Source organism: Enterobacter sp. 22452, from assembly GCF_052045065.1.
GTDB lineage: Bacteria > Pseudomonadota > Gammaproteobacteria > Enterobacterales > Enterobacteriaceae > Enterobacter > Enterobacter mori.
In genome coordinates this window covers 692,110-718,097 of record NZ_JBQEOB010000001.1, presented here as the reverse complement: position 1 = coordinate 718,097, position 25,988 = coordinate 692,110, and the positions used below count along the sequence as shown (strand labels likewise).

At 53.6% G+C, this 25,988-nt stretch carries 22 protein-coding genes; 5 read left to right on the top strand and 17 right to left on the bottom strand.

The genetic code is table 11. The annotated features are described in order from the left end of the window. Positions 1 to 3 precede the first annotated feature (3 nt). Positions 4 to 783 (bottom strand): tRNA uridine 5-oxyacetic acid(34) methyltransferase CmoM, encoded by a 780-nt coding sequence (gene cmoM, locus ACTJJA_RS03425; protein ID WP_010429276.1) that lies wholly within the window; start codon positions 781 to 783, stop codon positions 4 to 6. Between the two features lie 124 nt (positions 784 to 907). Here cmoM and elyC point away from each other — a divergent pair, with 124 nt between their 5' ends. After that, positions 908 to 1,687: an envelope biogenesis factor ElyC gene (elyC, locus tag ACTJJA_RS03420; RefSeq protein WP_440666197.1), complete on the top strand. Its 780-nt coding sequence runs from the start codon at positions 908 to 910 to the stop codon at positions 1,685 to 1,687. On the opposite strand, the gene ACTJJA_RS03415 is transcribed toward elyC, so the two are convergent. The 13 genes from ACTJJA_RS03415 to ACTJJA_RS03355 all read right to left on the bottom strand — a co-directional run bounded on the left by ACTJJA_RS03415 (position 1,664) and on the right by ACTJJA_RS03355 (position 16,591). Further along, a complete protein-coding gene (locus ACTJJA_RS03415; RefSeq protein ID WP_042713970.1) occupies positions 1,664 to 2,557 on the bottom strand; it encodes a YcbJ family phosphotransferase in 894 nt (297 codons plus the stop codon). The genes elyC and ACTJJA_RS03415 overlap by 24 nt on opposite strands. A gap of 141 nt (positions 2,558 to 2,698) precedes the next feature. Continuing rightward, on the bottom strand, positions 2,699 to 3,445 hold the full coding sequence (gene kdsB / locus ACTJJA_RS03410; RefSeq protein WP_182402769.1) for a 3-deoxy-manno-octulosonate cytidylyltransferase: 747 nt from the start codon (positions 3,443 to 3,445) through the stop codon (positions 2,699 to 2,701). Then, the gene (gene ycaR / locus ACTJJA_RS03405; protein WP_006174474.1) at positions 3,442 to 3,624 is read right to left on the bottom strand and encodes a protein YcaR; all 183 of its coding nucleotides are present in this window, start codon (positions 3,622 to 3,624) and stop codon (positions 3,442 to 3,444) included. The genes kdsB and ycaR overlap by 4 nt, the downstream gene beginning before the upstream one ends. 45 nt (positions 3,625 to 3,669) lie before the next feature. After that, a complete protein-coding gene (locus ACTJJA_RS03400; RefSeq protein WP_440666195.1) occupies positions 3,670 to 4,899 on the bottom strand; it encodes a winged helix-turn-helix domain-containing protein in 1,230 nt (409 codons plus the stop codon). Between the two features lie 44 nt (positions 4,900 to 4,943). Further along, positions 4,944 to 5,921: a tetraacyldisaccharide 4'-kinase gene (gene lpxK / locus ACTJJA_RS03395; protein WP_440666193.1), complete on the bottom strand. Its 978-nt coding sequence runs from the start codon at positions 5,919 to 5,921 to the stop codon at positions 4,944 to 4,946. After that, a complete protein-coding gene (msbA, locus tag ACTJJA_RS03390; protein ID WP_089598356.1) occupies positions 5,918 to 7,669 on the bottom strand; it encodes a lipid A ABC transporter ATP-binding protein/permease MsbA in 1,752 nt (583 codons plus the stop codon). The genes lpxK and msbA overlap by 4 nt, the downstream gene beginning before the upstream one ends. 36 nt (positions 7,670 to 7,705) lie before the next feature. Beyond that, entirely contained in the window at positions 7,706 to 9,970 is a 2,265-nt protein-coding gene (locus ACTJJA_RS03385) for a ComEC family protein (RefSeq protein WP_440666190.1), read from the bottom strand. A 213-nt stretch (positions 9,971 to 10,183) separates the two neighbouring features. Next, on the bottom strand, positions 10,184 to 10,471 hold the full coding sequence (ihfB, locus tag ACTJJA_RS03380; protein ID WP_003858233.1) for an integration host factor subunit beta: 288 nt from the start codon (positions 10,469 to 10,471) through the stop codon (positions 10,184 to 10,186). 170 nt (positions 10,472 to 10,641) lie between these two features. After that, positions 10,642 to 12,315 (bottom strand): 30S ribosomal protein S1, encoded by a 1,674-nt coding sequence (gene rpsA, locus ACTJJA_RS03375; RefSeq protein WP_010429251.1) that lies wholly within the window; start codon positions 12,313 to 12,315, stop codon positions 10,642 to 10,644. A 110-nt stretch (positions 12,316 to 12,425) separates the two neighbouring features. After that, a complete protein-coding gene (gene cmk / locus ACTJJA_RS03370) occupies positions 12,426 to 13,109 on the bottom strand; it encodes a (d)CMP kinase (RefSeq protein WP_010429248.1) in 684 nt (227 codons plus the stop codon). Between the two features lie 185 nt (positions 13,110 to 13,294). Continuing rightward, entirely contained in the window at positions 13,295 to 14,578 is a 1,284-nt protein-coding gene (aroA, locus tag ACTJJA_RS03365) for a 3-phosphoshikimate 1-carboxyvinyltransferase (protein ID WP_010429243.1), read from the bottom strand. Between the two features lie 69 nt (positions 14,579 to 14,647). Beyond that, complete coding sequence (serC, locus tag ACTJJA_RS03360) at positions 14,648 to 15,736, bottom strand: 3-phosphoserine/phosphohydroxythreonine transaminase (RefSeq protein ID WP_440666187.1); 1,089 nt, start codon at positions 15,734 to 15,736, stop codon at positions 14,648 to 14,650. Between the two features lie 162 nt (positions 15,737 to 15,898). Next, the gene (locus ACTJJA_RS03355) at positions 15,899 to 16,591 is read right to left on the bottom strand and encodes a DUF421 domain-containing protein (protein WP_421511921.1); all 693 of its coding nucleotides are present in this window, start codon (positions 16,589 to 16,591) and stop codon (positions 15,899 to 15,901) included. Positions 16,592 to 16,718: 127 nt separating this feature from the next. On the opposite strand from ACTJJA_RS03355, the gene ycaO reads away from it, so the two are divergent. The 4 genes from ycaO (at position 16,719) to pflA (ending at position 23,021) form a co-directional block, all read left to right on the top strand. Next, on the top strand, positions 16,719 to 18,479 hold the full coding sequence (gene ycaO / locus ACTJJA_RS03350; protein ID WP_440666185.1) for a 30S ribosomal protein S12 methylthiotransferase accessory factor YcaO: 1,761 nt from the start codon (positions 16,719 to 16,721) through the stop codon (positions 18,477 to 18,479). Positions 18,480 to 18,885: 406 nt separating this feature from the next. Then, complete coding sequence (focA, locus tag ACTJJA_RS03345; protein ID WP_126543592.1) at positions 18,886 to 19,743, top strand: formate transporter FocA; 858 nt, start codon at positions 18,886 to 18,888, stop codon at positions 19,741 to 19,743. Between the two features lie 51 nt (positions 19,744 to 19,794). Beyond that, on the top strand, positions 19,795 to 22,077 hold the full coding sequence (gene pflB, locus ACTJJA_RS03340) for a formate C-acetyltransferase (protein WP_089597765.1): 2,283 nt from the start codon (positions 19,795 to 19,797) through the stop codon (positions 22,075 to 22,077). Positions 22,078 to 22,280: 203 nt separating this feature from the next. After that, positions 22,281 to 23,021 (top strand): pyruvate formate lyase 1-activating protein, encoded by a 741-nt coding sequence (gene pflA / locus ACTJJA_RS03335; RefSeq protein WP_010429226.1) that lies wholly within the window; start codon positions 22,281 to 22,283, stop codon positions 23,019 to 23,021. A gap of 35 nt (positions 23,022 to 23,056) precedes the next feature. Here the strand turns inward: pflA and ACTJJA_RS03330 are convergent, their stop codons facing one another. The 3 genes from ACTJJA_RS03330 to ACTJJA_RS03320 all read right to left on the bottom strand — a co-directional run bounded on the left by ACTJJA_RS03330 (position 23,057) and on the right by ACTJJA_RS03320 (position 25,988). Continuing rightward, complete coding sequence (locus ACTJJA_RS03330) at positions 23,057 to 23,578, bottom strand: anti-virulence regulator CigR family protein (RefSeq protein WP_120158466.1); 522 nt, start codon at positions 23,576 to 23,578, stop codon at positions 23,057 to 23,059. Between the two features lie 123 nt (positions 23,579 to 23,701). Next, the gene (locus ACTJJA_RS03325; protein WP_010429220.1) at positions 23,702 to 24,850 is read right to left on the bottom strand and encodes an MFS transporter; all 1,149 of its coding nucleotides are present in this window, start codon (positions 24,848 to 24,850) and stop codon (positions 23,702 to 23,704) included. Between the two features lie 274 nt (positions 24,851 to 25,124). After that, on the bottom strand, positions 25,125 to 25,988 hold the full coding sequence (locus tag ACTJJA_RS03320) for a dimethyl sulfoxide reductase anchor subunit family protein (RefSeq protein ID WP_440666182.1): 864 nt from the start codon (positions 25,986 to 25,988) through the stop codon (positions 25,125 to 25,127).

Below are 25,988 nucleotides of genomic sequence, written 5' to 3'. Positions count from 1 at the left end.
AGATTATCCTTGCTTCTGCGGCTTGCGCGCGGTGACGTGTATATAGCGGCCAAGGCTCAGATAAGGCTCCTGGCGGCAATACCGCGTTTCTATTTCTGTTAAGGCGTCTAAACAGTCATGCTGTTTTTGTTTATCACGCAGATAATCATGAAACACCCTCACGCCTGTTTTACCGGTGATCTCCCAACCTATCTCCTCCAGCCAGCCATAGACCTGCTGCGGTTCACGTGGGAAATCCGGCGATAGCGTGCGCCGTTTCTTTTTATACATACCCTGCTGCACGTAGCCAAAATTGCCCACCAGCACGTTTCGCATCAGCAGACCGTTTGCATTGTAGAACATCAGCGATAACGCACCGCCCGGACGCAACATCGACCACAGCGTTTTTAACATGGCTTGCGGTTCGGCGACCCATTCGAGCACAGCATGAAACAATATCAGATCAACCTGCGTTTCCAAATGCTGGGGAATGTCCTGAGCGGCGCAATGTATAAAATGCATGTTGTCGCTCACACCTTTCTCTTCTGCCGCGCGTTCGGCGCGAGTAACCATCTCAGCAGAAAGATCGCAAAGCGTGACGTGGTGCCCCCGCTGCGCCATCAGAATTGCAGTCTGACCTTCCCCGCCACCGGCATCAAGCACGCGCAACCGTCGGTCACCCAATTCCGCCAACAGCTTGTCCAGATCCTGCCAGAGGATCGTCTGCCGAAGCTGACCTTTGGTGGTGCCATAAATGTTGCGCGAAAACTTTTCCGCGATGTCATCAAAATTGCGATCCCGCATTGGGAAGGTTCCACTCGCTAACTGCAAAACCGCTATTTTGTCACACCCGCGCGGAGAATGAACCACTCTGGTGTAATATCACGGGTAATCGCCTGCTGTATGGTTAAAAAAGGAACCAAAAAGGATGCTTTTTACCCTAAAAAAATACATCGGAGGCATGATGCTTCCCCTTCCCCTGCTGCTGCTTCTCATCGCGTTGGGGCTGGCACTGGTGTGGTTCAGCCGCTTTCAGAAAAGTGGCAAAACGCTTATCACCCTCGGCTGGCTGATGCTGCTGCTGCTGAGCCTGCAGCCGGTCGCGGATGGTCTGTTACGCCCCATCGAAAATAAGTACCCGACCTGGCAGGGAAATCAGAAAGTGGAGTACATCGTGGTATTGGGTGGCGGGTATACCTGGGATCCGAGCTGGGCACCCAGCTCTAATCTGATCAACAACAGCCTGCCGCGCCTGAACGAAGGTATCCGCCTGTGGCTTGCTAATCCGGGTTCAAAAATGATCTTCACCGGAGCCGCAGCCAAAACAAACCCGGTGAGTACGGCGGAGGCTGGCGCACGCGTCGCTGAATCACTGGGCGTGCCGCGTTCATCTATCATCACCCTGGACAGCCCAAAAGACACCGAAGAGGAAGCCGCCGCGGTGAAGCAGGCCATCGGCGACGTGCCGTTCCTGCTCGTAACATCGGCGTCGCATTTACCGAGAGCGATGATTTTCTTCGAGAAACAGGGATTACACCCCCTACCCGCACCGGCTAACCAGATAGCGATCAACGCGCCGCTTAACCCGTGGGAACGAGCTATCCCGTCCCCGGTCTGGTTGATGCACAGCGATCGTGTCGGTTACGAGACGCTCGGACGCCTCTGGCAATGGCTGAAAGGCGCGTCAGGCGAGCCAGGGCAAGAGTGATTTTGTCGCCAGGTCGAAGTTGGCGCGATTGAACCGTCCGGTATTCACCAGTTGCGCCACTTCATCCCAGAGCAAATAGAGCCAGCGCCGCCAGAGAAACGCCTCCGCGACAGGCGCCCGTTGCAGATAATGCCAGAGCAAACCTTCCGCAGAGGCGCTGTCGCATAGTCTGAACAGTTCGTACTCGCGCGGTGCCCAGAGCATAATGCCCGGCCCAACCATCGCCAACAGCTGATCGCTGCGGGGATCTTTCAGCATACTGCGCAGGGTAAAATTGCCGTGTATCAGCACGCAGTTGTCATTAAAGCCGTCAAACAGCGCAGGCAAGCACTCGCGGGTGCGAAACAGAATGCGTTTGTCCTGCATGGTTAAACCGGTGTTGTTGAACTGGTTAAGCGTTCCCCACAGCACTTCCACCCGCTGACGATACCAGAGCGGCCACAGGTTCTCCTGAGTGCTGTCGACGGGACCGACGAGCCCGCGGCTATCCTGCCGGTGCCAGGCCAGCAACGCCTCGACAATCTGATCTTTCAGCTGTTCCCAGCGGTCCGGCGTGCGCGCCGGGGCTTCAACAGAGACACCACGCAGGCGCTCAATAAGCAGGACATCCGGGCCAGGGTGTTCCTCATGCGTCATGACACCGTAAACCGTCGGCATTCGCACCGTACCTTCCCTTGCCAGCATCGATATTTTCCATGCCAGCTGTCTGGCGACGCCGGGTGAGGTAAAGCTTCTGGCCATGAGAGGCATTGGGTTTCCATGACTGTCATACAGCGCCCAAAGTGCGGTATCCGCCTTTTCATTCACACACTCGACCCGGCTCAACGTCTCGCCAAGCAGATGGCTCAGTTCGGCACGCAGCTGTTCCATATGAGATTACCCCCATTAAGGCTACTGCTTTTATAATGAGCGCGTGAGCAAAGGATGTCACCCGGAAGAGATCAATTAAGAGTAAGAAAGGAAAAATTGTGGGGTGAGAACACCCCCCCGAAAGGAGGGATGAAGGCAACATTAATGCAATTCAGCGCGAACGCGCTCAAGATCTTCCGGCGTATCAACGCCCGTTCCGGGAACTTCTTTGGCAACGGCTACGTGGATTTTTTCGCCATACCAGAGCACGCGGAGCTGCTCCAGCATTTCAATATGCTCCAGCGGGCTCGGTGCCCAGTTGACATAGCGGCGAATGAAGCCCGCACGATAGCCGTAGATCCCAATGTGGCGCAGGAATGAATCACCGATGGTCTCTTTCGATACCGCAAAGCGATCGCGATCCCAGGGGATCGTCGCGCGTGAGAAATAGAGCGCATAGCCCTCGGCATCCATAACCACTTTAACCGCATTCGGGTTGAATGCTTCTTCAGCATGATGAATGGGTACCGCAAGGGTGGCCATGCCAACCTGACGCTGCGCCAGATTTTCCGCCACCTGGCGAATAATAACTGCCGGGATCATCGGCTCGTCGCCCTGCACGTTGACAATGACCGTATCATCGCTGAAACCGCATTTCTCAACCACTTCCGCCAGACGCTCAGTGCCGGACTGGTGATCGGCGCGAGTCATGCACACTTCCCCCCCCGCCGCTTCAACCGCTTGCGCCACGTCCGGGTGATCGGTTGCCACGATGACGCGGTCTGCACCCGATTCGCGCGCACGCTCCAGGACATGCACAATCATTGGCTTGCCGTTGATGTCTACCAGAGGTTTACCCGGCAGACGCGTTGATGCGTAGCGCGCCGGAATAATGACAACGAAACTCATGGCTTGCTCTCTTCTGCCACCAGGGAACGGGCTTCATTTTCCAGCAGGACCGGAATACCGTCCCGCAGCGGGAAAGCCAGACTGTCCAGCTTGCAAATCAGCTCTTGTTTATCCTGGCTGTAGTAGAGTTTGCCGTTGCACACCGGGCAGGCAATAATTTCAAGTAAACGGTGATCCATAGTTCCTCCGTATGGGTAATCGCTAAAGCTTAACACATTCCCTTTTCAGGGAGTGTCTGTTTCCCAACCACTTCGGCAGGTCGTAAACAGCCCGTCCGGCATACGGCCCAGCGTCACACTGCTCGCCCCTTGCCAGCGCGCAAAATCGCTAATGGCGGATGATAATCCTTTCTCCAGGGGGGCCGTCGCCTTAACCCCGTCTTCAAGATACAGCGCGATGATTTCAAGCGTCCCGGTTTTGCGGTGCATTTTGGCATCCATACGTCCCACCAGTTGCCCTTTATGCAGCAGAGGCAAAACAAAGTAGCCGTACTGGCGTTTTGGCGCGGGGGTGTAACACTCAAGCCGGTAGCTGAAATTAAACAGCTGCTCGGCCCGCTTTCTGTCCCAGACGACCGGGTCGAAAGGTGACAGTACCGCGCTGTGTGTGGCCTGGAGCTTACCTTCCAGCGCCTGTGGTAAAAGCGGGAGTAAATCGGCATGCAGCCACATCTCGCCCAGCGTTTCGACAGCGACAAGTATGACGCGCTGCTCGCGCTGCCACGCCTCCAGCAACGGTTTAAGCGCGGGCTGACGGAGTCGGTAGTAATCTGCAAGCCATTGCGGACGAAAAATCCCCAGACTGCGGGCGCTGTTCTCCAGCATGATGGCTTCGGCCGCTTCCTGCGTAAGCAGGTCACGCTCGTCGTCCCAGTGCGGCATCACGCGGTGCGTCAGGTCGTACACGCGCTGAAAGTTACGTCGCTCCACAACCATCACTTTACCGGATGTAAACAGCCCCTCCAGATGACGTTTATGCGGCTTCCACTCCCACCATCCGCTCGCCCCTTTTCGCGGATGCTCAAAATCAGCCGAACGCACCGGACCGTTCTCCTGAATATGCGCGATAAGCTGCTCAATTTCAGCGGCGTGTTCCTGCATCCACTCCTGACGATATTTCCAACCCATCTTATCCGGAGAGAGCATGCGGTGACGAATCAGCGCGAAATCACTGCGGGGCAGGAAACAGGCTTCATGCGCCCAGTATTCCATTAGCTCACCCTGGCTAAGCGCATTGTCCAGCCACTGCGTCTGATAATTTCCCAGGCGGCTGAAGAGCACCAGGTAAGGGCTTCGCGCCACGATGTTGATAGTATCGATTTGCAGCAACGACATGCGTTGTACGGTGGAGAGAATGTCAGAGGGTTGTGCGCGACGGCGAGGCTTTTTAAGCAGCCCCTGCGCGGCAAGGTGTAAATGACGTGCGGCTGAAAGCGAGAGTTGCGGTAAAGACATGCGTTTTCCTGTCAGTCAAAGCGCCACCAGAACCGCGTAAGCGTTTATCGCACCAACGCAATCAGTTCCTTGAGCAAGTGTTCCGGCTGCTCGCCGCTGAGTTCAGCGTCAACCGGCAGATACCACCAGTTTTCTTTCGCAAAGGCACGGCATTTCACCGCATCTTTTTCGGTCATGATCAGCGACTGTCCGGGTACGGTCAGGGCATCTACCTGACCTTCCTCCAGCGCCTGGTGGTCGGCCAGGGGAACGCGTTTTTCTAGCCGGGCACCACACTGCTCCAGCGTCGCGAAGAAGCGCGGAGGGTGACCAATACCCGCCATCGCCACCAGTGCAGGCAGTTGTTCAACCGCCTTACGCTCGCCCGTTAACAGGTTAACCGCCATGCCAGGCTGAAGATGCATAGGGATTTCCCTTGGCTTAGCCTGGCCACCGTTAACAATGACCGCATCAACGGACTGAAGACGCGACGCGCGTTCACGCATCGGGCCGGCAGGCAGCCACCAGCCGTTGCCAAAACGGCGCACGCCGTCGATAACCACAATCTCTTTATCACGCGCCAGCGCGTAATGCTGAAGGCCATCGTCGGTGATAATGATGTCCGCAGCGTGCCCGGCAAGAAGCGCCTGAACGGCGTCGCTGCGCACCGGTGAGACCGCAACCGGCACACCTGTCCGCTGATAGATCAGGACAGGTTCATCACCCGCTTCGGCCGTTGTTGTATCAGCCGTAAGCAGAAGCGGATAGTGCGTCGCTTTACCACCGTAGCCGCGCGATACAACCCCTGGGCGTATACCGCGTTTTTGCAACTGCTCCACCAGCCAGATCACCACCGGCGTTTTGCCGTTCCCACCAGCGGTCAGGTTACCGACCACCACAACCGGAACCGGTGCGCGCCAGGCGCGCTTCAGCCCCAGGCGGTACATCAGACGAATGGCACCGCTCACCAGGCCATAGAGCCAGGAGAGCGGCAGAAGCAGTCGCCACAGCGGTGATTCACCGGACCAGATGCGTGCAATCATTGTTGACCGAACTGCATCTTATGAAGCTGAGCGTAGACGCCACGGTGGGCGAGCAGATCGGCATGGCTACCCCGCTCGACAATCACGCCATCTTCAACAACCACTATTTCATCAGCCTGTTCGATAGTCGACAGACGGTGCGCAATCACCAGAGAGGTACGGTTCTTCTGCAGTTCGTCCAGCGCTGACTGAATAGCGCGTTCAGATTCAGTATCCAGCGCGGACGTCGCTTCATCCAGAATCAGGATTGGGCTGTCGCGCAGCAGCGCACGCGCAATGGCGATACGCTGACGCTGACCACCGGAAAGGAGCACGCCGTTTTCACCAATGATGGTATCCAGACCGTTATCCATCTTGTTGATGAAGTCCATCGCATACGCCATGCGTGCGGCATTCTCGATCTGCTCGCGGCTGTACTCTTCAGTACGCGCATAGGCGATGTTGTTGGCAACCGTGTCGTTGAACAGATGCACGTTCTGAGAAACCAGTGCAACCTGGTTACGCAGCGACTGCAGGGTATACTCCCGCAGGTCATGGCCATCTAACAGGATTTCGCCTTCATCGATGTCGTAGAAGCGCGTAATCAGGCTGGCAATGGTTGATTTACCCGAGCCGGAACGGCCCACCAGTGCAACGGTTTTACCTGCTGGAATCGTCAGGTTGATATTACGCAGTGCAGCCACTTCGCGGCCTGGATAGGTAAAGGTCACGTTGCGGAATTCAACGTCTCCGTTTGCACGCTCAATCACGCGCGTACCTTCATCTTTTTCCTGCTCGGAATCCAGAATGCTGAACAACGTCTGGCATGCTGCCATCCCGCGCTGGAACTGCGCGTTCACGTTGGTCAGGGATTTCAGCGGACGCATCAGCGCAATCATGGACGAGAACACTACGGTGATCGTCCCTGCAGTCAGGGTCTCCATTACGCTCGGGAAGCTCGCTGCATACAGAACAAATGCCAGTGCCAGCGAGGCAATCAGCTGAATGATAGGATCGGAGATAGAGGAAGCCGACACCATTTTCATTCCCTGCAGACGCATTTTATTGCTGACCTTATCAAAGCGCTTGGTTTCAACCTCCTGACCACCAAAGATCAACACTTCTTTGTGCCCTTTCAGCATCTGTTCAGCGCTGGTCGTGACCTGCCCCATCGTATTCTGCATATTCTTGCTGATATTGCGGAAACGCTTTGAGACAACGCGGATAGCGATGGAGACAACCGGTGCCAGCACAATCAGGATGAGCGACAGCTGCCAGCTGTAATAGAACATCATGATAAACAGGCCGATGATCGATGCGCCTTCACGAACCACGGTAATCAGCGCGCTGGAGGACGATGATGCCACCTGCTCTGAATCGTAGGTAATACGTGACAGCAGCGTGCCCGTAGACTGTTTATCAAAGAATGAGACCGGCATGCCCATCATGTGACCGAAGAGTCGGCGACGCATGGACATTACCACTTTTCCTGATACCCAGGAGATACAGTAGCTGGAGATATAGCTGGAAATACCGCGTAAGATCATCAGCCCAATAACCACCAGCGGCATCCATAGCAGCACTGAGCGATCCGTTTTACCAAAACCGTCATCCAGTAACGGTTTGAGGAGCGATAGCATAAAAGTATCGCTGGCTGCGTTGAGGATTAACGCTACGCCCGCCACGATCAAGCCTGCTTTGAAAGGGGCAATCATCGGCCAGAGTCGGCGGAACGTTTGCCACGTGGAGAGATCTTTGTCGTTATGCATTCAAAAAACCAGCATTTGTTGAAATAGCCGCATATTCTACCCGTTATCTACGGGCGCGCCAAACCACTGATGATACCAACGCGGTAAATTGTGCTCACGCAGGCGTCGGATCTGCCTGTTATGTTGCGAAAATGTCACCGATATTTGTCCAGAATGAGGGGTGTCTAGCCAGGTATATCCCTCTTTCCCGTAGCGCCGCATTACTTTCGCGGATGGAAAATGCCACGCGTTATAGCGGGCTGCAGAGGCCAGCGCTATTTTCCCTTCGGCACGCTGCACCAACGGCATAGAAGACGAGGTGTTGCTGCCGTGGTGAGGTACCTGAATGAGTGTAGACGCAAGATTGCGCCAGCGGTGGCTCAGCATTGCCATTTCAGCCTGTGCTTCAATATCCCCGGTCAGCAGGATGCTCTGCTCACCGTCGTCGATTTTAACCACGCAGGAGCGGTTGTTCCCTTTGGCGTGCCCTTCTTCAGGCGGCCAGTGGACGCTGAACGTTAGCCCCTGCCACTGCCATCGCTGCCCTCGAAAACAAGGAAGATGCCCATCCTGGTGCAGCGGACTCCTCACCCACATTTCGGGCCAGGCTTTTTGCAGCGATGCCAGCCCTCCCGCGTGGTCGAGATGCTCATGACTCAGGATCACCCCTTCTGGCTTCAGGTGATGCCAGCGTAACCATGGAATGATCAACTGCTGCCCGCTATCGCCCCCCGGCCAGGCCAGCCCGGTATCGTATAAAATAGCCCTCCCCTGACGTTCAACCACCATTGCCAGCCCCTGCCCGACATCCAGCATGTGCAGCGTCCAGCTGTCAGTTTTGTCCGTTCGCCACAAAGGAAGTGCGAGCATAATACTGGCTGTCAGACATACAGCCGGTAGAACTTTCCAGCTTCGAAAACGCCAGCCGATAATGGCAAGCCAGGGTAGCAGCGTCAGGTATTGCCAACGTTCATCAACATCTAGCCAGCCGTCTGGCAAACGAGTCAGCAACCCGAATAACCCTGCCAGAGACTTATCGGCCGCATACCAGACAGCGTTCTCCAGTAACGCCAGCGGAAAAAGATGGAGCAGCATACCGAGAAGGATCAGCGGCACGGAAATAAACGTGACCAGCGGAACAGCAAACAGATTCGCGAGGAATGAAGACAGGCTGAAACCATGAAAAATCAGCACCTGCAACGGAAGCAGCAGGCACAGCATCCCTGTTTGCAGATGAATGAGATTTGCCAGAGGTTTTATTCGGCGGATCCAGCGCCCGTTCGGAAGCGGTAGCCATTGGTACCAAAAAATTAATGCCGAGACCGCAAACGCCGACAACGCAAAACTTTGTGACAGAACAGCCACAGGGTCAAAAATCAGAATTGCCGCCACGCAGGCTAACCAGACCTGCCAGGGAGACCATTGACGGCCGCTAATCCGCAGCGCAGCCACCACCATGAGAGAGACCACCGTGCGCATGGCGGGCGGTTGCATCCCCGTTAACCATGCATAAAAAGCCGCAAAGCACAGACCTGCAAGCATGGGAAACTGCCAATGGATAGCGTGGCCCGGCAGGAAATATTGCAACCCTCTTGCCAGTAACCAGACGATAGACGCAGCCAGCGCGATGTGCAGACCCGAAATCGCCATCAGGTGTATTGTTCCTGTCTCGCGCATGAGATTTTTTATCTCACGCGGTACATTCAGGCGCTCCCCCATCCCCAGCCCAAGGATCACCGGCCCCCACTGGTATGCTGTGAGTGCGTTTTGCAGTGAGCTCAGATACCGTGAACGCAGGCTACAGCGTGCGTCAACAACCTCAGCATGCGTAAAACGCCCGCTCAGCGTTTGATGTCGGGTAAAAGCATTTTTCTGCGAATCGTAGCCACCGTCGTTTAATTCACCATGTACCGCTCTAAGATGCAGCACCATGGACCACCGTTGACCGGCACACACTTTTTGGGGCAGATAATTGCCAAACAGCGTCACCCCAGTGACGCCCCACCAGCGTTTTCTGTTGAGACTGACAATGTTTCCCTGATGCATTGTTGCGCCGTCGGTTGCTGTAATGACCACCTCCGCCTGCTGCGGTCCTGTCGTGAGATGATTCAAAGGCCAAACGCTCTCCTGCGCCGCTAATACGCCCCAGCAAAAAAAGAGCAACCCGATGCCTGAGAACGTTAGCCATCTTCTTTGCTGCGCGGCTAACGCGATCCCTGCGGCAATCATCATCCAGACGCTCTCTGGCTCCGGTAAAACAGGTAACCAATAGAGCGGAATAATGGCCAGAATGGCGCAAACACTGACAATGTGGATCTCCATTTATACCTCCCTGTTTCGGGCAGTATGCCGTGAGAATAGCGTGTCGTCAGACAGGAAAAAGGGGCGTTACGGCGGGCGCTGCAACGTTTTTAGCGGTTTGCAGAAAAGTCAGAATGGAAATGCGTGACGTATTCAAAAATGCAGACGAGAGGCACAAAAAAAGCACCCGCAGGTGCTTTCTTTTAAACCCAGTTTAGCCATTATGGCCAAAACTCAGTTGCCGTAAATATTGGCGCGATCGCGCAGTTCTTTACCCGGCTTAAAGTGCGGAACGTACTTGCCTTCCAGCTCAACTTTATCGCCAGTCTTCGGGTTACGCCCGGTACGTGGAGCACGATAGTGCAGAGAAAAACTACCGAAACCGCGGATTTCAATGCGCTCGCCCTGGGCAAGAGTGGTGGCCATATGCTCCAGCATCTCTTTAACAGCATCTTCCACAGCCTTTGCAGGGATGTGCGGTTGCTGACTGGCAAGTCTTTCAATCAATTCTGACTTGGTCATGATTCCTCCGGTTCCTTTCAAACCAATTAGCTGGACAGCTCATTAAACAAGGGCGGCCGTAGCCGCCCTTTGTTATTGATTACAGGACGAATCCTGCAATCTGTCAAGTCTGCTCCTCATCCTTCTCGCTGTAAATGCGTTACAGCTCAAATGATGGTGAGAACTTGATATTACTCGCCTTTAGCTGCTTTGAAAGCTTCAGCCATTGCGTTGTTAGAGAAGTTTGCATCTTCCTGTTTGTTAACAGTTGCGATTGCATCTTTCTCATCAGCTTCGTCTTTAGCACGAACAGACAGGCTGATTGCGCGGTTCTTACGGTCAACACCGGTGAACTTAGCTTCAACGTCGTCGCCAACGCTCAGAACCAGAGTGGCATCTTCAACGCGGTCACGTGAAGCTTCGGAAGCGCGCAGGTAACCTTCAACGCCGTCAGCCAGTTCTACGGTTGCGCCTTTAGCGTCAACTGCAGTCACTTTACCGTTTACGATTGCGCCTTTCTTGTTCAGTGCAACCCAGTTGTTGAACGGATCTTCTGCGAGCTGTTTAACGCCCAGGGAGATACGCTCACGCTCTGCGTCAACCTGCAGAACAACTGCAGCGATTTCGTCGCCTTTTTTGTATTCACGTACTGCTTCTTCGCCTGCAACGTTCCAGGAGATGTCAGACAGGTGAACCAGGCCATCGATGCCGCCGTCCAGGCCGATGAAGATACCGAAGTCAGTGATAGACTTGATTTTACCTTCAACACGGTCGCCCTTGTTGTGGGTTTCCGCGAACTGCTGCCATGGGTTGTTTTTGCACTGTTTCAGGCCCAGGGAGATACGACGACGTTCTTCGTCGATATCCAGAACCATCACTTCCACTACATCACCAACGTTAACAACTTTGGATGGGTGGATGTTTTTGTTGGTCCAGTCCATTTCGGAAACGTGCACCAGGCCTTCAACGCCTTCTTCGATTTCAACGAAGCAGCCGTAGTCAGTCAGGTTGGTAACGCGACCAGTCAGTTTAGTACCTTCTGGGTAACGCTTAGCGATAGCGACCCATGGATCTTCGCCCAGCTGTTTCAGGCCGAGGGATACACGAGTACGTTCACGGTCGAACTTCAGCACTTTAACAGTGATTTCGTCGCCAACGTTCACGATTTCGCTTGGGTGCTTAACGCGTTTCCACGCCATGTCGGTGATGTGCAGCAGGCCATCAACGCCGCCCAGGTCAACGAATGCGCCGTAGTCAGTGAGGTTCTTAACGATACCTTTGACTTCCATGCCTTCCTGCAGGTTTTCCAGCAGCTGATCGCGTTCTGCGCTGTTTTCGGATTCGATAACGGCACGACGGGATACAACAACGTTGTTACGCTTCTGGTCCAGCTTGATTACTTTGAACTCAAGCTCTTTGCCTTCGAGGTGCAGGGTGTCACGGACTGGACGAACGTCTACCAGTGAACCTGGCAGGAACGCACGAATACCATTCAGCTCAACAGTGAAGCCGCCTTTAACTTTGCCGTTGATAACACCGACCACAGTTTCAGCTTCTTCGTAAGCTTTTTCCAGCGTGATCCAAGCTTCGTGACGCTTAGCTTTCTCACGGGACAGCAGGGTTTCACCGAAGCCGTCTTCCACTGCATCCAGAGCAACGTCAACTTCGTCACCGACCTGGATTTCCAGCTCGCCCTGGGCGTTTTTGAACTGCTCTGCCGGAATGGCGGACTCAGATTTCAGACCGGCGTCAACCAGTACTACGTCTTTGTCGATAGCAACAACAACACCACGAACGATGGAACCCGGACGGGTTTCGATTGTTTTTAAGGATTCTTCAAATAGTTGAGCAAAAGATTCAGTCATGTTTAATCTTCAGGTTAAGATAACGTCCACCTGGCTCCGTGCCGGATGGGGTTGTTTCACATACCCGCCGTCAATCCATTGCAGCGGGGGTACTACTAAATCGGTCGCGATTACGCGAGTGCCAGTTTCTGGCGCGCATATTGTAGCGCTTTTTCAATCACTTGCTCAATAGTTAAACTGGTTGAATCCAGCACTAATGCATCTTCTGCAGGAACAAGTGGGGCAACGGCGCGGTTACGATCGCGGTCATCGCGCTCTTTTATCTCGGATAAAAGGCGATCAAAGTTAACACTAAACCCCTTTTCCTGCAACTGAAGCATGCGGCGTTGCGCACGTTCTTCCGAAGAGGCGTCGAGGAAAATTTTCACTGGCGCATCAGGGAATACCACCGTTCCCATATCACGTCCGTCAGCGATCAGACCCGGGGCTTCACGGAAACCACGCTGGCGGCGCAGCAAGGCTTCGCGAACGCGCGGGAAGGCCGCGACCTGGGAGGCCGCGTTAGCGACTTCCTGAGTACGAATTTCCCCGCTGACGTCCTCTCCTTCCAGGATCACTTCAAGGTTGCCATCAGTCGAAACAAAACGCACATCCAGATGCGCAGCCAGCGGTACCAGCGCTTCTTCAGAGGCGACATCCACATGGTGATGCAGCGCAGCCAGAGCCAGCACGCGATAGATTGCTCCCGAATCTAAAAGATGCCATTGCAATGCTTCTGCCATCGCTTTGCACAGAGTACCTTTCCCTGCGCCACTAGGCCCATCAATGGTGATTACCGGGGCAAGTGCCGTCATCTTTTTCTCCTTAAATAAGGCATACCGTTTACATGAACGCCGCGCATTATACGCGCCAACGTGCGCAACTGTTACCTTTGCGTGCAAATTACAGAATGATAGAAGCAGAGTGTAGAAGAAATGAGCGGGAGTGTTCGTCAGGAAGCGTAAGGAAATGCCGCATCGGAGGATGCGGCATGAGGGTATCAGGCCAGCGTGCTAATGCGCGCCAGCTGCTCGAAGTAGTCCGGGAACGTTTTCGCCGTACATTTCGGATCAAGAATGGTCACAGGCGTGTCGGACAGCGCCACCAGCGAGAAGCACATCGCCATACGGTGATCGTTATAGGTGCCGATTTCCGCAAACTGCAGTTTTGCCGGCGGGGTCACGCGAATGTAGTCTTCGCCCTCTTCCACCTCTGCGCCGACCTTACGCAGCTCGGTCGCCATCGCGAACAGGCGGTCCGTCTCTTTTACGCGCCAGTTGTAGATATTACGCAGCGTGGTAGTGCCTTTGGCAAACAGCGCCGCCGTGGCGATGGTCATCGCCGCATCCGGGATATGGTTCATGTCCATGTCGATGGCATTCAGCTCGCCGTGGGTACAGGAGATAAAGTCATCGCCCCAGGTAACAACCGCGCCCATTTTTTCCAGTACGTCAGCGAAACGGATGTCGCCCTGCACGCTGTTGCGCCCAATGCCGGTCACTTTTACCGTGCCGCCTTTAATCGCACCCGCGGCCAGGAAGTAGGACGCGGATGATGCATCCCCTTCAACCAGGTAGTTGCCCGGAGACTGGTACTGCTGTGCCCCGCGCACCACGAAGCGCTGATAAGACTGGTTTTCCACCTCAACGCCGAAGGTTTTCATCAGGTGCAGCGTGATATCAATGTACGGTTTAGAAACCAGATCGCCTTTAATCGCGATCACCGTATCCTGCGGTGCCAGCGGCGCGGTCATCAGCAGTGCCGTCAGGAACTGGCTGGAAACGCTGCCGTCCACCTCAACGTTACCGCCGGTAAAACCACCGCGCAGACGCAGTGGTGGATAGTTTTCCTGCTCCAGATAGTCAATCTGCGCGCCGCCCTGGCGTAAGGCATCGACCAGATGGCCAATCGGACGCTCTTTCATACGCGGTTCGCCGGTCAGCACAATATTGTTGCTGCCCAGACACAGGGCTGCCGCCAGCGGACGCATTGCAGTACCCGCGTTACCCAGAAACAGCTCAAGCTCTTCAGCGGAACGTAATGCGCCGCCGTTGCCGGTTACTTCACAACGGGTACGATCGTCAGAGAGAGTGTAATGAACGCCCAACGCTTTCAGTGCATTGAGCATATGGCGCACGTCATCACTGTCCAGCAGATTTGTGAGGACGGTGGTGCCGTTTGCCAGAGCTGCCAGCAGCAGAGCGCGGTTCGAGACACTTTTTGAACCAGGCAGATTGATGGTGCCATCTACCCGCGCGATAGGTTGTAACGTCAGGGATTCCATGAAAACTAAACTCTCAACTCAACATAATAAAAACCCCGCAGGGATACTGCGGGGGTGAATAACAGCAAATTAACCGTGACGACGTTCGAAGTCGATCATGAAATCGGTCAGCGCTTTGACGCCTTCAAGCGGCATAGCGTTGTAGATGGAGGCACGCATGCCGCCCACCACACGGTGGCCTTTCAGCGCGTGCAGACCCGCAGCGAAGGACTCATCCAGGAAGGCTTTATCCAGGTTGCTGTCGGCCAGCTGGAACGGCACGTTCATGCGGGAACGGTTAGCGATGGCCACATCGTTGCGGTAGAAATCGCTTTTGTCGATCACGCCATACAGCAGTTCGGCTTTCTGCTGATTAATTTTGTCCATCTGCGCCACACCGCCGTTGTGCTTCAGCCATTTGAAGACCAGGCCGGAAAGATACCAGGCAAACGTTGGTGGGGTGTTGAACATGGAATCGTTATCGTTCAGGACGGTGTAATCGAGAATCGACGGGCAGGATTTATGCGCTTTACCCAGCAGGTCTTCACGTACGATAACAATCGTCAGACCAGCAGGACCGATATTTTTCTGTGCGCCAGCGTAAATCACACCATAACGGCTGACATCCAGCGGCGTGGAAAGGATGGTCGAAGAGAGATCCGCGGTAACCACCACGTTATCACCAAAGTTTGGCTCTTCGTGGATAGCGATGCCGTCGATGGTTTCGTTCGGGCAGTAGTGCAGATAAGCCGCATCACGGGAAAGTTTCCACTCACTCATCGGCGTTACGGCACGCAGACCGTCAACGGTCACTTTGGCATCGATAACATTCGGCGTGCAGTATTTGTGCGCTTCTTTTACCGCACTGGCCGCCCAGTAGCCCGCATCAACGTAATCAGCGGTGGTTTTGTCACCCAGCAGGTTGAGTGGAATGCCCGCAAACTGACCACGTCCACCGCCGTGACAGAACAATACTTTGTAGTTCGAGGGGATATTCAGCAGATCGCGAAAATCCTTTTCTGCCTCTTCCGCCACCTGAATAAACTCTTTACCCCGGTGGCTGATTTCCATCACCGACGTACCGAGACCATTCCAGTCACAAAGTTCCTGTTGAGCCTGTTTAAGCACGTCTGCCGGTAACATCGCCGGACCTGAACTGAAATTAAAGACTTGAGCCATTTCCCCTCACCACGCTAAAAGCCATAAGTTATAACTGTGGATATCGGTTTTATCATTCAGTGACACGCGCCGCAATGTCTAAAACTTATGACCCGTGAAATGTGTCCTGCGTCACACAAAACAATCTGCCGCCTCGCTAAGACAAAACCGACAAAATGGCTGTCAGGTGATGCGTTTAGCCCGGCTAACCTTCGTCCATTCCGGATTTGCACAGCGAGGGCATAGTTGACGATCCCCCGGCAGCATCGCAACTACGTGGCTGCATCTCACGCAGGCATATTCGCCCGCTTCAGGTACCGTTCTGAAACGCTCAATCAGCATATCCGGCAGGATACACAGTCCCGGCTTCACCTCGTCGTCAGAATAGTAATAGACGCTGATCTGCCCGTTGGTTTCCATGATCGCCAGCCGCACCTGCCCGAGCTGTTCAACGCTGTTCAGGCGTAGCTCCATAAAGAACTCAAACTCGGTCATATTGGCGCTTTGCACGTTTTCCCAGGCCAACTGTCCGTCCTCGACGATAACGACCGGCTTCCCTTCAAGCAGATCTTCCAGCTTTTCGCTTTTCGACATCAGCCACATCACAAGACGGTAAAGTAGCGCCAGTGAGACAAAAACGATAAACACCGGCACCATAGGCACATCGTCATAAAAGGCGACGTCCCCCGCCGCTGACCCCAGCGTCAGGATGATCAACACTTCAAAGAGCGACATCTGCCGCACGCCGCGACGGCCAGTGATTTTAAGAAACAGGAAGACGAGTACGAAGGTATACAGGCTGCGCAGCGCCACTTCGCCCAAAAACTCAGGAGGAACTTTATCAAACGCCATCCGCTGGAGATCAAATGCTTTCATTTTTCTATGCCTTAACAGTCAGTTACTGCCACTAAGCATAGCCCAGCCTTTTATTTTCGCCGAAGATAGCACCCGTCACGCAAAACCCGTATCATTGCGCGCTTTACGTACGATAAAAGTGAACGCCATGACTCAAACGTTTATCCCCGGCAAAGACGCCGCTCTGGAAGATTCCATCGCTCGCTTCCAGCAGAAACTGACCGACCTGGGTTTTAACATCGAAGAAGCCTCCTGGCTTAATCCGGTGCCGCATGTCTGGTCCGTGCATATTCGCGATAAAGACTGTGCCCTGTGCTTTACCAACGGTAAAGGCGCGACAAAAAAAGCGGCACTGGCCTCTGCGCTGGGTGAGTATTTTGAGCGTCTGTCCACCAACTATTTCTTCGCTGACTTCTGGCTGGGCGAAACCATCGCTAACGGCCCGTTCGTTCACTATCCGAACGAAAAATGGTTCCCGCTGACTGAAGACGACGAACTGCCGGAAGGCATTCTCGACGCGCGCCTGCGTGCGTTCTACGATCCAGATAACGAACTGACTGCCAGCATGCTGATCGATCTGCAGTCCGGTAACGAGGAGCGCGGTATCTGCGCCCTGCCGTTTACCCGCCAGTCTGACGAAAAGACCGTTTACATCCCGATGAACATCGTCGGCAACCTGTATGTATCTAACGGTATGTCCGCTGGTAACACCCGCAATGAAGCGCGCGTTCAGGGTCTGTCTGAAGTCTTCGAACGTCACATCAAAAACCGCATCATCGCCGAATCCATTAGCCTGCCTGAAATTCCGGCCGACGTGCTGGCGCGCTATCCGGGCGTGGTGGAATCCATCGCTAAGCTGGAAGCAGAAGGTTTCCCAATCTTTGCCTATGACGGCTCGCTGGGCGGCAAATATCCCGTTATCTGCGTCGTGCTGTTTAACCCAACCAACGGCACCTGCTTCGCCTCATTCGGCGCGCACCCGGACTTCGGCGTGGCGCTGGAGCGTACCGTCACCGAGCTGCTGCAGGGCCGTAGCCTGAAAGATCTCGACGTGTTCACCCCGCCAACCTTTGACGATGAAGAAGTGGCCGAGCATACCAACCTCGAAACCCACTTCATCGACTCCAGCGGTTTGATCTCCTGGGACATGTTTAAGCAGGATGCAGATTATCCGTTCGTGGACTGGAGTTTTGCCGGTACCACGGAAGAAGAGTTCGCCACGCTGATGGCAATCTTCAAAGCGGAAGACCAGGACGTCTATATTGCTGACTACGAACATCTGGGCGTCTACGCGTGCCGCATTATCGTTCCTGGCATGTCCGACATCTACCCGGCTGAAGATCTGTGGCTGGCGAATAACAGCATGGGCGCGCACCTGCGCGAAACGCTGCTGGCTCTGCCGGGCAGCGAGTGGGAGAAAGAAGATTATCTGAACCTGATCGCCCAACTGGACGAAGAAGGCCACGATGACTTCACCCGCGTGCGTGAACTGCTGGGTCTGGCGACCGGTAAAGACAACGGCTGGTACACCCTGCGTATTGGTGAGCTGAAAGCGATGCTGGCTCTTGCGGGTGGCGATCTGGATCAGGCCCTGGCCTGGACCGAGTGGACAATGGAATTCAACCAGTCCGTCTTCTCAGCCGAGCGCACCAACTACTACCGCTGTCTTCAGACGCTGTTGCTGCTCGCTCAGGAAGAGGACCGTGAACCTCTGCAGTACTTGAATGCCTTTGTTCGTATGTACGGTGCAGATGCCGTCGAAGCAGCCAGCGCGGCGCTGAGCGGCGAAGAGCCGTTCTATGGCCTGCAGGCTGTTGATAGCGATCTGAAAGCCTTCCCGGCGCATCAGTCGCTGCTGAAAGCGTATGAAAAATTACAGAAGGCAAAAGCCGCTTACTGGTCAAAATAAGCGCACATAACATTACCAGATGTAGGCGTATCCAATCGTCTGGGCTATATTACGGGGCAATTTCATTGCCCCTTTTTTTTATTTTTTCGGTAATGACGTTTGATTGTAATAATTAAGTTAATTACGGGTAAATATAATAATACTTACCCAGGCTGGACTGTTACTTTTTGTGGTAAATACTCCATTTTAATTAACTGTTTTACAGGAGGCCTAACGAAAAAATTCAACTCTTTTCATAACTTTTAAAATTTATTTTTATACGGATAATCAAATACTTACTCCGCATTCGCTGTAAATCCATACACACTGCGGGCCTATAAGCCAGGCGAGATATGATCTATATCAATTTCTCTTCTATAATGCTTTGTTAGTATCTCGTCGCCGACTTAATAAAGAGAGAGTTAGTGTGAAAGCTGACAACCCTTTTGATCTTTTACTCCCAGCTGCAATGGCCAAAGTTGCCGAAGAAGCGGGTGTCTATAAAGCAACGAAACACCCGATGAAGACGTTCTATCTGGCGATCACGGCCGGTGTGTTCATCTCAATCGCTTTCGTCTTCTACATCACTGCCACCACCGGTACTGCCGGGATGCCTTTCGGCATGGCCAAACTGATTGGCGGCATTTGCTTCTCACTGGGTCTGATTCTTTGCGTCATCTGCGGCGCCGACCTCTTCACCTCTACGGTGCTGATTGTTGTGGCGAAAGCCAGCGGAAGAATTACCTGGGGTCAACTGGCACGCAACTGGCTAAACGTCTATGTTGGTAACCTGATTGGCTGTCTGCTCTTTGTTCTGTTGATGTGGCTCTCTGGCGAGTACATGACCGCCAACGGTGGTTGGGGGCTTAACGTCCTGCAAACCGCTGACCACAAAATGCACCATACATTTATCGAAGCTGTTGCTCTCGGCATCCTCGCAAACCTGATGGTCTGCCTGGCCGTCTGGATGAGCTACTCGGGTCGTAGCCTGATGGACAAAGCCATGATTATGGTTCTACCGGTTGCGATGTTTGTTGCGAGCGGCTTCGAGCACAGTATTGCGAATATGTTTATGATCCCAATGGGGATTGTTATCCGCAACTTTGCGAGCCCGGAGTTCTGGACCGCAGTTGGTTCAAATCCGGAAAGTTTCTCTCACCTGACTATCATGAACTTCATTACTGATAACCTGATCCCTGTCACTATCGGGAACATTATCGGTGGGGGTCTGTTAGTTGGGTTGACATACTGGGTCATTTACCTGCGTGGCGACGACCATCATTAATGGTTGTCTCAGGCAGTAAATAAAAAATCCACTTAAGAAGGTAGGTGTTACATGTCCGAGCTTAATGAAAAGTTAGCCACAGCCTGGGAAGGTTTTGCGAAAGGTGACTGGCAGAATGAAGTAAACGTACGTGACTTCATTCAGAAAAACTATACCCCGTATGAAGGTGACGAATCCTTCCTGGCTGGCGCAACTGACGCGACCACCAAGCTGTGGGACAGCGTAATGGAAGGCGTTAAACTGGAAAACCGCACTCACGCGCCAGTTGATTTTGACACCTCCGTTGCATCCACCATCACTTCTCACGATGCTGGCTACATCAACAAAGCCCTTGAGAAAATCGTTGGTCTGCAGACTGAAGCACCACTGAAACGCGCAATCATCCCGTTCGGTGGCATCAAAATGGTTGAAGGTTCCTGCAAAGCGTATAACCGCGAGCTGGACCCAATGCTGAAAAAAATCTTCACCGAATACCGCAAAACCCACAACCAGGGTGTATTCGATGTTTACACCAAAGACATTCTGAACTGCCGTAAATCTGGCGTTCTGACCGGTCTGCCAGATGCGTATGGCCGTGGCCGTATCATCGGTGACTACCGTCGCGTTGCGCTGTACGGTATCGACTTCCTGCTGAAAGACAAATACGCACAGTTCGTTTCCCTGCAGTCTGACCTGGAAAACGGCGTAAACCTGGAAGCGACTATCCGTCTGCGTGAAGAAATCGCTGAACAGCACCGTGCACTGGGTCAGATCAAAGAGATGGCGGCTAAATATGGCTGCGATATCTCTGGTCCTGCTACCAACGCTCAGGAAGCTATCCAGTGGACCTACTTCGGCTACCTGGCCGCGGTTAAGTCTCAGAACGGTGCAGCAATGTCCTTCGGTCGCGTATCCACCTTCCTGGATGCGTACATCGAACGTGATATCAAAGCAGGCAAAATCACCGAGCAAGACGCTCAGGAAATGATTGACCACCTGGTCATGAAACTGCGTATGGTTCGCTTCCTGCGTACCCCTGAATACGATGAACTGTTCTCTGGTGACCCAATCTGGGCAACAGAATCAATCGGTGGTATGGGCGTTGACGGCCGTACTCTGGTAACCAAAAACAGCTTCCGCTTCCTGAATACCCTGTACACCATGGGTCCTTCTCCGGAGCCGAACATCACCGTTCTGTGGTCTGAAAAACTGCCTCTGAACTTCAAGAAATTCGCCGCTAAAGTGTCTATCGATACCTCTTCTCTGCAGTACGAGAACGATGACCTGATGCGTCCGGACTTCAACAACGACGATTACGCTATCGCTTGCTGCGTAAGCCCAATGGTTGTTGGTAAACAAATGCAGTTCTTCGGTGCGCGTGCAAACCTGGCGAAAACCATGCTGTACGCAATCAACGGCGGCGTTGATGAAAAACTGAAAATGCAGGTTGGTCCTAAGTCTGAGCCGATCAAAGGCGACGTTCTGAACTTCGACGAAGTGATGGATCGTATGGATCACTTCATGGACTGGCTGGCTAAACAGTACGTCACTGCGCTGAACGTTATCCACTACATGCACGACAAGTACAGCTACGAAGCCTCTCTGATGGCGCTGCACGACCGTGACGTGGTTCGCACTATGGCATGTGGTATCGCGGGTCTGTCCGTTGCAGCTGACTCCCTGTCTGCAATCAAATATGCGAAAGTTAAACCAATTCGTGACGAAGACGGCCTGGCTGTAGACTTCGAAATCGAAGGTGAATACCCGCAGTTTGGTAACAACGACTCTCGCGTTGATGACATGGCGGTTGACCTGGTAGAACGTTTCATGAAGAAAATTCAGAAACTGACGACTTACCGTAACGCTATCCCGACTCAGTCTGTTCTGACCATCACCTCTAACGTTGTGTATGGTAAGAAAACCGGTAACACCCCAGACGGTCGCCGTGCTGGCGCGCCATTCGGCCCAGGTGCTAACCCAATGCACGGTCGTGACCAGAAAGGTGCAGTTGCCTCTCTGACCTCCGTTGCTAAACTGCCGTTTGCTTACGCGAAAGATGGTATCTCTTATACCTTCTCTATCGTGCCAAACGCGCTGGGTAAAGACGACGAAGTGCGTAAAACTAACCTCGCGGGTCTGATGGATGGTTACTTCCACCACGAAGCGTCCATCGAAGGTGGTCAGCACCTGAACGTGAACGTAATGAACCGTGAAATGCTGCTCGACGCGATGGAACACCCTGAGAAATATCCTCAGCTGACCATCCGCGTATCTGGCTACGCAGTACGTTTTAACTCCCTGACTAAAGAACAGCAGCAGGACGTTATCACCCGTACTTTCACTCAGTCCATCTAACTGGAATTGACTGAAATCACGCGTTAAAAAGCGTACAATAAAGGCTCCACGTCAGTGGGGCCTTTTTAGCACCCTCTCCATCTCAGTCTCTTTTGTCCGCTATCTATACTTAATGGATAACAGCCAAAACAGACTTAACACAGCCGGTTTTGAGCTGTGCATACACAGGCCCCGGACGGGCCGATGCTGGAGATATCACCGCAATGTCAATTATTGGTCGCATTCACTCCTTTGAATCCTGTGGCACCGTCGATGGCCCGGGCATCCGCTTTATCACCTTTTTCCAGGGCTGCCTGATGCGCTGCCTGTACTGCCATAACCGTGACACCTGGGATACGCATGGCGGTAAAGAAGTCACCGTTGAAGATCTGATGAAAGAGGTGGTGACCTACCGCCACTTTATGAACGCGTCCGGCGGCGGTGTCACCGCGTCCGGCGGCGAGGCCATCCTGCAGGCTGAATTTGTCCGCGACTGGTTCCGTGCCTGCCGCAAGGAAGGCATCCATACCTGTCTCGACACCAATGGCTTTGTACGCCGCTACGATCCGGTTATTGATGAACTGCTCGAAGTGACCGATCTGGTCATGCTCGATCTCAAACAGATGAATGATGAGATCCACCAGAACCTGGTTGGCGTCTCCAACCATCGTACGCTGGAATTTGCCAAATACATTGCCGACAAAGGAATCAAAACCTGGATCCGCTATGTGGTCGTGCCGGGCTGGTCAGATGATGATGATTCCGCGCACCGTCTGGGCGAATTTACCCGTGATATGGGCAACGTGGAGAAAATTGAGCTTCTGCCCTATCACGAACTCGGTAAACACAAATGGGTGGCGATGGGTGAAGAATATAAGCTTGATGGCGTGAAGCCGCCGAAAAAAGAGACCATGGAACGCGTCAAAGGTATTCTTGAACAGTACGGCCACAAGGTGATGTATTAAACAAAAGGCCCGGTAAACCGGGCCTTTTCTATATTCTATTTGAAGACGCCGTTAATAACGGAGGTCACAATCGCGGTACTCAATGCGATTAAGACCAGGTCATCCCCCACCACCCGCCATTCATAGCCCGGATAAGAAGGAAGTTGGCCCAGCATAGACGCTGGCACAGTTTTCTTCGCAATGCCCGGAGGCAGTGGTTTACCGCGCGCCAGGTTTTTTGCGATCCCCGGAGGCAGAGAATCATAGCCCGTTAAGCCGTAATTCAGTGCCAGATGGCGGGCATGATCGAAGCTCACGCGAACGTCGACATCATTACTGACATCTTTGCTGTTTTTGAAGCTCTTATCCGATTTTCCCGGATTATCCTTACCGTTATTTTGCTTATTACCATGGTCACCAGAATTCCCGTTGCCATGATTGCCGCTATTACCTTGTCCGCCACCGTTTCCGTGACCACCGCCATTCCCATTTCCAGGATTAGCCATGACCGGAGCGGTTGCAAACGTTAAAGACAATACTACGGCAAGCGCAGTAGTGGAAAAACGACGAATAGACATGATGGCTGCCTTATTGTGGTAGGACTCCTGTGAATTATCGCCTGGTGAGATAAACACACAATAAGTAAAACTCTTAGTTGTGATGGGGACAAAAAAGCCTGTCATCGACAGGCTTTTATTTAATCAGGCATGTGCCACTGGCGTTGGGTGCTCGCCCGCTTTGCGCAGCAGCATTAAGAGATAAATAAACGATACGCTGGCGATCATGATAAACAGCAGGTTATCGGAATAATTCTGCATCAGCATCGCGGTAAACGTCGGCCCTAATAAACTGCCGATGGTATAGCTCAGTAACAACGCCTGGTTCATCGCCACCAGCTGGTGATGTTCAACTTTCTCACAGGCCCAGGCCATCGCAACAGGATAGAGCGTAAAGCCCGCAGCCCCAAGTATAAACAGGGCCGGTGCCATGGCGGCATTGCTGAGCATCGCAAGGCATCCCATGATCACCACGAAGACCTGAACGCGCAGCACCAGCAGGCGACCAAAGCGGTCAGCCAAACGACCAATAGGCCACTGCCCTACAATCCCGGCGCTGACCATCACCGCCATCCAGAACCCTATTCCGGAATCGCTCACGCCCTGATGATTCAGGTAGAGCGGCATCAGGCCATAGAGTGAACCCAGCACAATCCCGGAAATAATACAGCCGTTAATCCCCAGGCGCGCATGACGCAGCCTCAGCATCGGCCAGATGTGGGTCGCTTCCTGATGCTCGCTGTTCTGGTTCACAATGCGCGTAAACAGCAGCGGCAGGATTGCGGCGAGCACCATGCCCGTAACCCACGGCAGAACGCTCATCAGGTCGGTTGGCAGCTTGCTGACCATCAGTTGTCCCAGCACGGTGCCGACGTAGTAAACCATCATATAGGCCGCCAGCAGGCGTCCGCGGTTACGTGATGTGCCGCTGCACATCAGCGCACTTTCAACCACCACCCAAATCATCGCGCAGCCTACGCCAGCGATAAAGCGCCATGCCATCCAGCTCCAGAAACCAACCATCAGTCCCAGCCCGGCACATCCGGCGGCAAAAATCAGCGAAGCCAGATAATAGCTGCGATTAAAGCCAAAACGCTTAATCAGGCTACCGGTTAATAATGTGCCCAGCAGGTTCCCGGTAAAAAAGGACGAGCTGACCATGCCCACCTGCCAGGTCGGTAAGTTTTCATGGGCGAGCCACAGCGGGACGAGCGTATTTAACACTGCGATCGCCAGGGTCAACAGAAGCAGGCCACAGAGCAACAGAAGCACTGGCCGGGTATAGGTGGTCATGGATTAAAAACCGTGAGGAAGTTCAGATTTCGTGCGCATCATGCCACTGGCAAAAACAAAGTCAATCCACTGATTTAAGCGCCACGCACAATATGATCCCTGTCGATTTAAAAAACTTATCCTGCTAATGCCACGCCTGCTATAGATATTAATTATGTCTCTGTTTTTATTTATTAATGCCCGAAATTAAAACAAAACGACAGTCGAAAAATTTCATGATTGAAAAAAGAAAAGCCGGGCGCTCGGGCCCGACTTGATAGAACTAAATACAACGCTAACTGGCGATAGCCATACCAACGGTCATATGCAACCCGTAGAACACACCGCGGCCAATCAGTTCACCCGCCAGTACCAGCACAAAGGCCAGTGACAGCAGCGGCAGCGCGGGCTGATAACCTTTAAGCTGAGGGGCGATCCAGAATACCAGCGCCGCGGCCAGCAGAACGATGCGCCAGGCCATCAGAGAACCGTAATCCGGGACCAGGGCAGATGCCTGCTGAATCGAACTGTGAATCGTTGCCAGCTCCGCCCCTTGCATCAGAGCAACCACAGCGCTCACGACCAAAGCCAGTAGCGAAACGGCAGGCAGCAAACGCATTGCCCAGCCATCCACACCCGCCACGCGCAGCAGCAGGTAGCCCAGCAGCGGCCCGCCAATAAACATCGTCAGGAAGAAGCTCATCGGTGTCCAGACGCTGTACCAGGTTGGGACAGTATCGATGGTGTTATAGACACGCACCATCATCCACACGAACACCACGCCCAGCACCATCGTCACAATCAGCCACAGGCTACGCAGCGCCGCAGGCAATTTCTTCAGCGCGGCCAGCAGCCAGCCCAGCCCGCCGACAGCAAAGAAAATCGCCCCACTGGCAATCTCGTTACTGAGGGACGATGCGCCTACGCGGTTAAGAGAGTTGAACGCGCGCATTGGTGAACCGAGGTGCAGCGTAGAAGCGATAAAGCCAAGCCCCATCAGTACCCACAGGCCAAACATGCTCAGCACCAGACGCTGCTGCTGTTCAGCGTTGAGATTACCCTTCAACAGCGCCAGCGCGAGCACAATAAAGCCACCCGCAACACACTGCCCAAAGACCGTGAAGATCATCAGCGGCCATTCATGCCATCCACTTCCCAT

Excerpts from the sequence above, each read along its gene's own strand:
- ACTJJA_RS03385 (WP_440666190.1), bottom strand. The coding sequence starts at position 9,970 with ATGGAGATCCACATTGTCAGTGTTTGCGCCATTCTGGCCATTATTCCG.
- ACTJJA_RS03400 (WP_440666195.1), bottom strand. The coding sequence starts at position 4,899 with ATGTCTTTACCGCAACTCTCGCTTTCAGCCGCACGTCATTTACACCTT.
- ACTJJA_RS03320 (WP_440666182.1), bottom strand. The coding sequence starts at position 25,988 with ATGGGAAGTGGATGGCATGAATGGCCGCTGATGATCTTCACGGTCTTT.
- elyC (WP_440666197.1), top strand. The coding sequence starts at position 908 with ATGCTTTTTACCCTAAAAAAATACATCGGAGGCATGATGCTTCCCCTT.
- pflB (WP_089597765.1), top strand. The coding sequence starts at position 19,795 with ATGTCCGAGCTTAATGAAAAGTTAGCCACAGCCTGGGAAGGTTTTGCG.
- msbA (WP_089598356.1), bottom strand. The coding sequence starts at position 7,669 with ATGCATAACGACAAAGATCTCTCCACGTGGCAAACGTTCCGCCGACTC.
- ycaR (WP_006174474.1), bottom strand. The coding sequence starts at position 3,624 with ATGGATCACCGTTTACTTGAAATTATTGCCTGCCCGGTGTGCAACGGC.
- ACTJJA_RS03355 (WP_421511921.1), bottom strand. The coding sequence starts at position 16,591 with ATGAAAGCATTTGATCTCCAGCGGATGGCGTTTGATAAAGTTCCTCCT.
- ycaO (WP_440666185.1), top strand. The coding sequence starts at position 16,719 with ATGACTCAAACGTTTATCCCCGGCAAAGACGCCGCTCTGGAAGATTCC.
- ACTJJA_RS03330 (WP_120158466.1), bottom strand. The coding sequence starts at position 23,578 with ATGTCTATTCGTCGTTTTTCCACTACTGCGCTTGCCGTAGTATTGTCT.
- cmk (WP_010429248.1), bottom strand. The coding sequence starts at position 13,109 with ATGACGGCACTTGCCCCGGTAATCACCATTGATGGGCCTAGTGGCGCA.
- kdsB (WP_182402769.1), bottom strand. The coding sequence starts at position 3,445 with ATGAGTTTCGTTGTCATTATTCCGGCGCGCTACGCATCAACGCGTCTG.
- lpxK (WP_440666193.1), bottom strand. The coding sequence starts at position 5,921 with ATGATTGCACGCATCTGGTCCGGTGAATCACCGCTGTGGCGACTGCTT.
- rpsA (WP_010429251.1), bottom strand. The coding sequence starts at position 12,315 with ATGACTGAATCTTTTGCTCAACTATTTGAAGAATCCTTAAAAACAATC.
- pflA (WP_010429226.1), top strand. The coding sequence starts at position 22,281 with ATGTCAATTATTGGTCGCATTCACTCCTTTGAATCCTGTGGCACCGTC.
- ihfB (WP_003858233.1), bottom strand. The coding sequence starts at position 10,471 with ATGACCAAGTCAGAATTGATTGAAAGACTTGCCAGTCAGCAACCGCAC.
- serC (WP_440666187.1), bottom strand. The coding sequence starts at position 15,736 with ATGGCTCAAGTCTTTAATTTCAGTTCAGGTCCGGCGATGTTACCGGCA.
- cmoM (WP_010429276.1), bottom strand. The coding sequence starts at position 783 with ATGCGGGATCGCAATTTTGATGACATCGCGGAAAAGTTTTCGCGCAAC.
- ACTJJA_RS03415 (WP_042713970.1), bottom strand. The coding sequence starts at position 2,557 with ATGGAACAGCTGCGTGCCGAACTGAGCCATCTGCTTGGCGAGACGTTG.
- ACTJJA_RS03325 (WP_010429220.1), bottom strand. The coding sequence starts at position 24,850 with ATGACCACCTATACCCGGCCAGTGCTTCTGTTGCTCTGTGGCCTGCTT.
- aroA (WP_010429243.1), bottom strand. The coding sequence starts at position 14,578 with ATGGAATCCCTGACGTTACAACCTATCGCGCGGGTAGATGGCACCATC.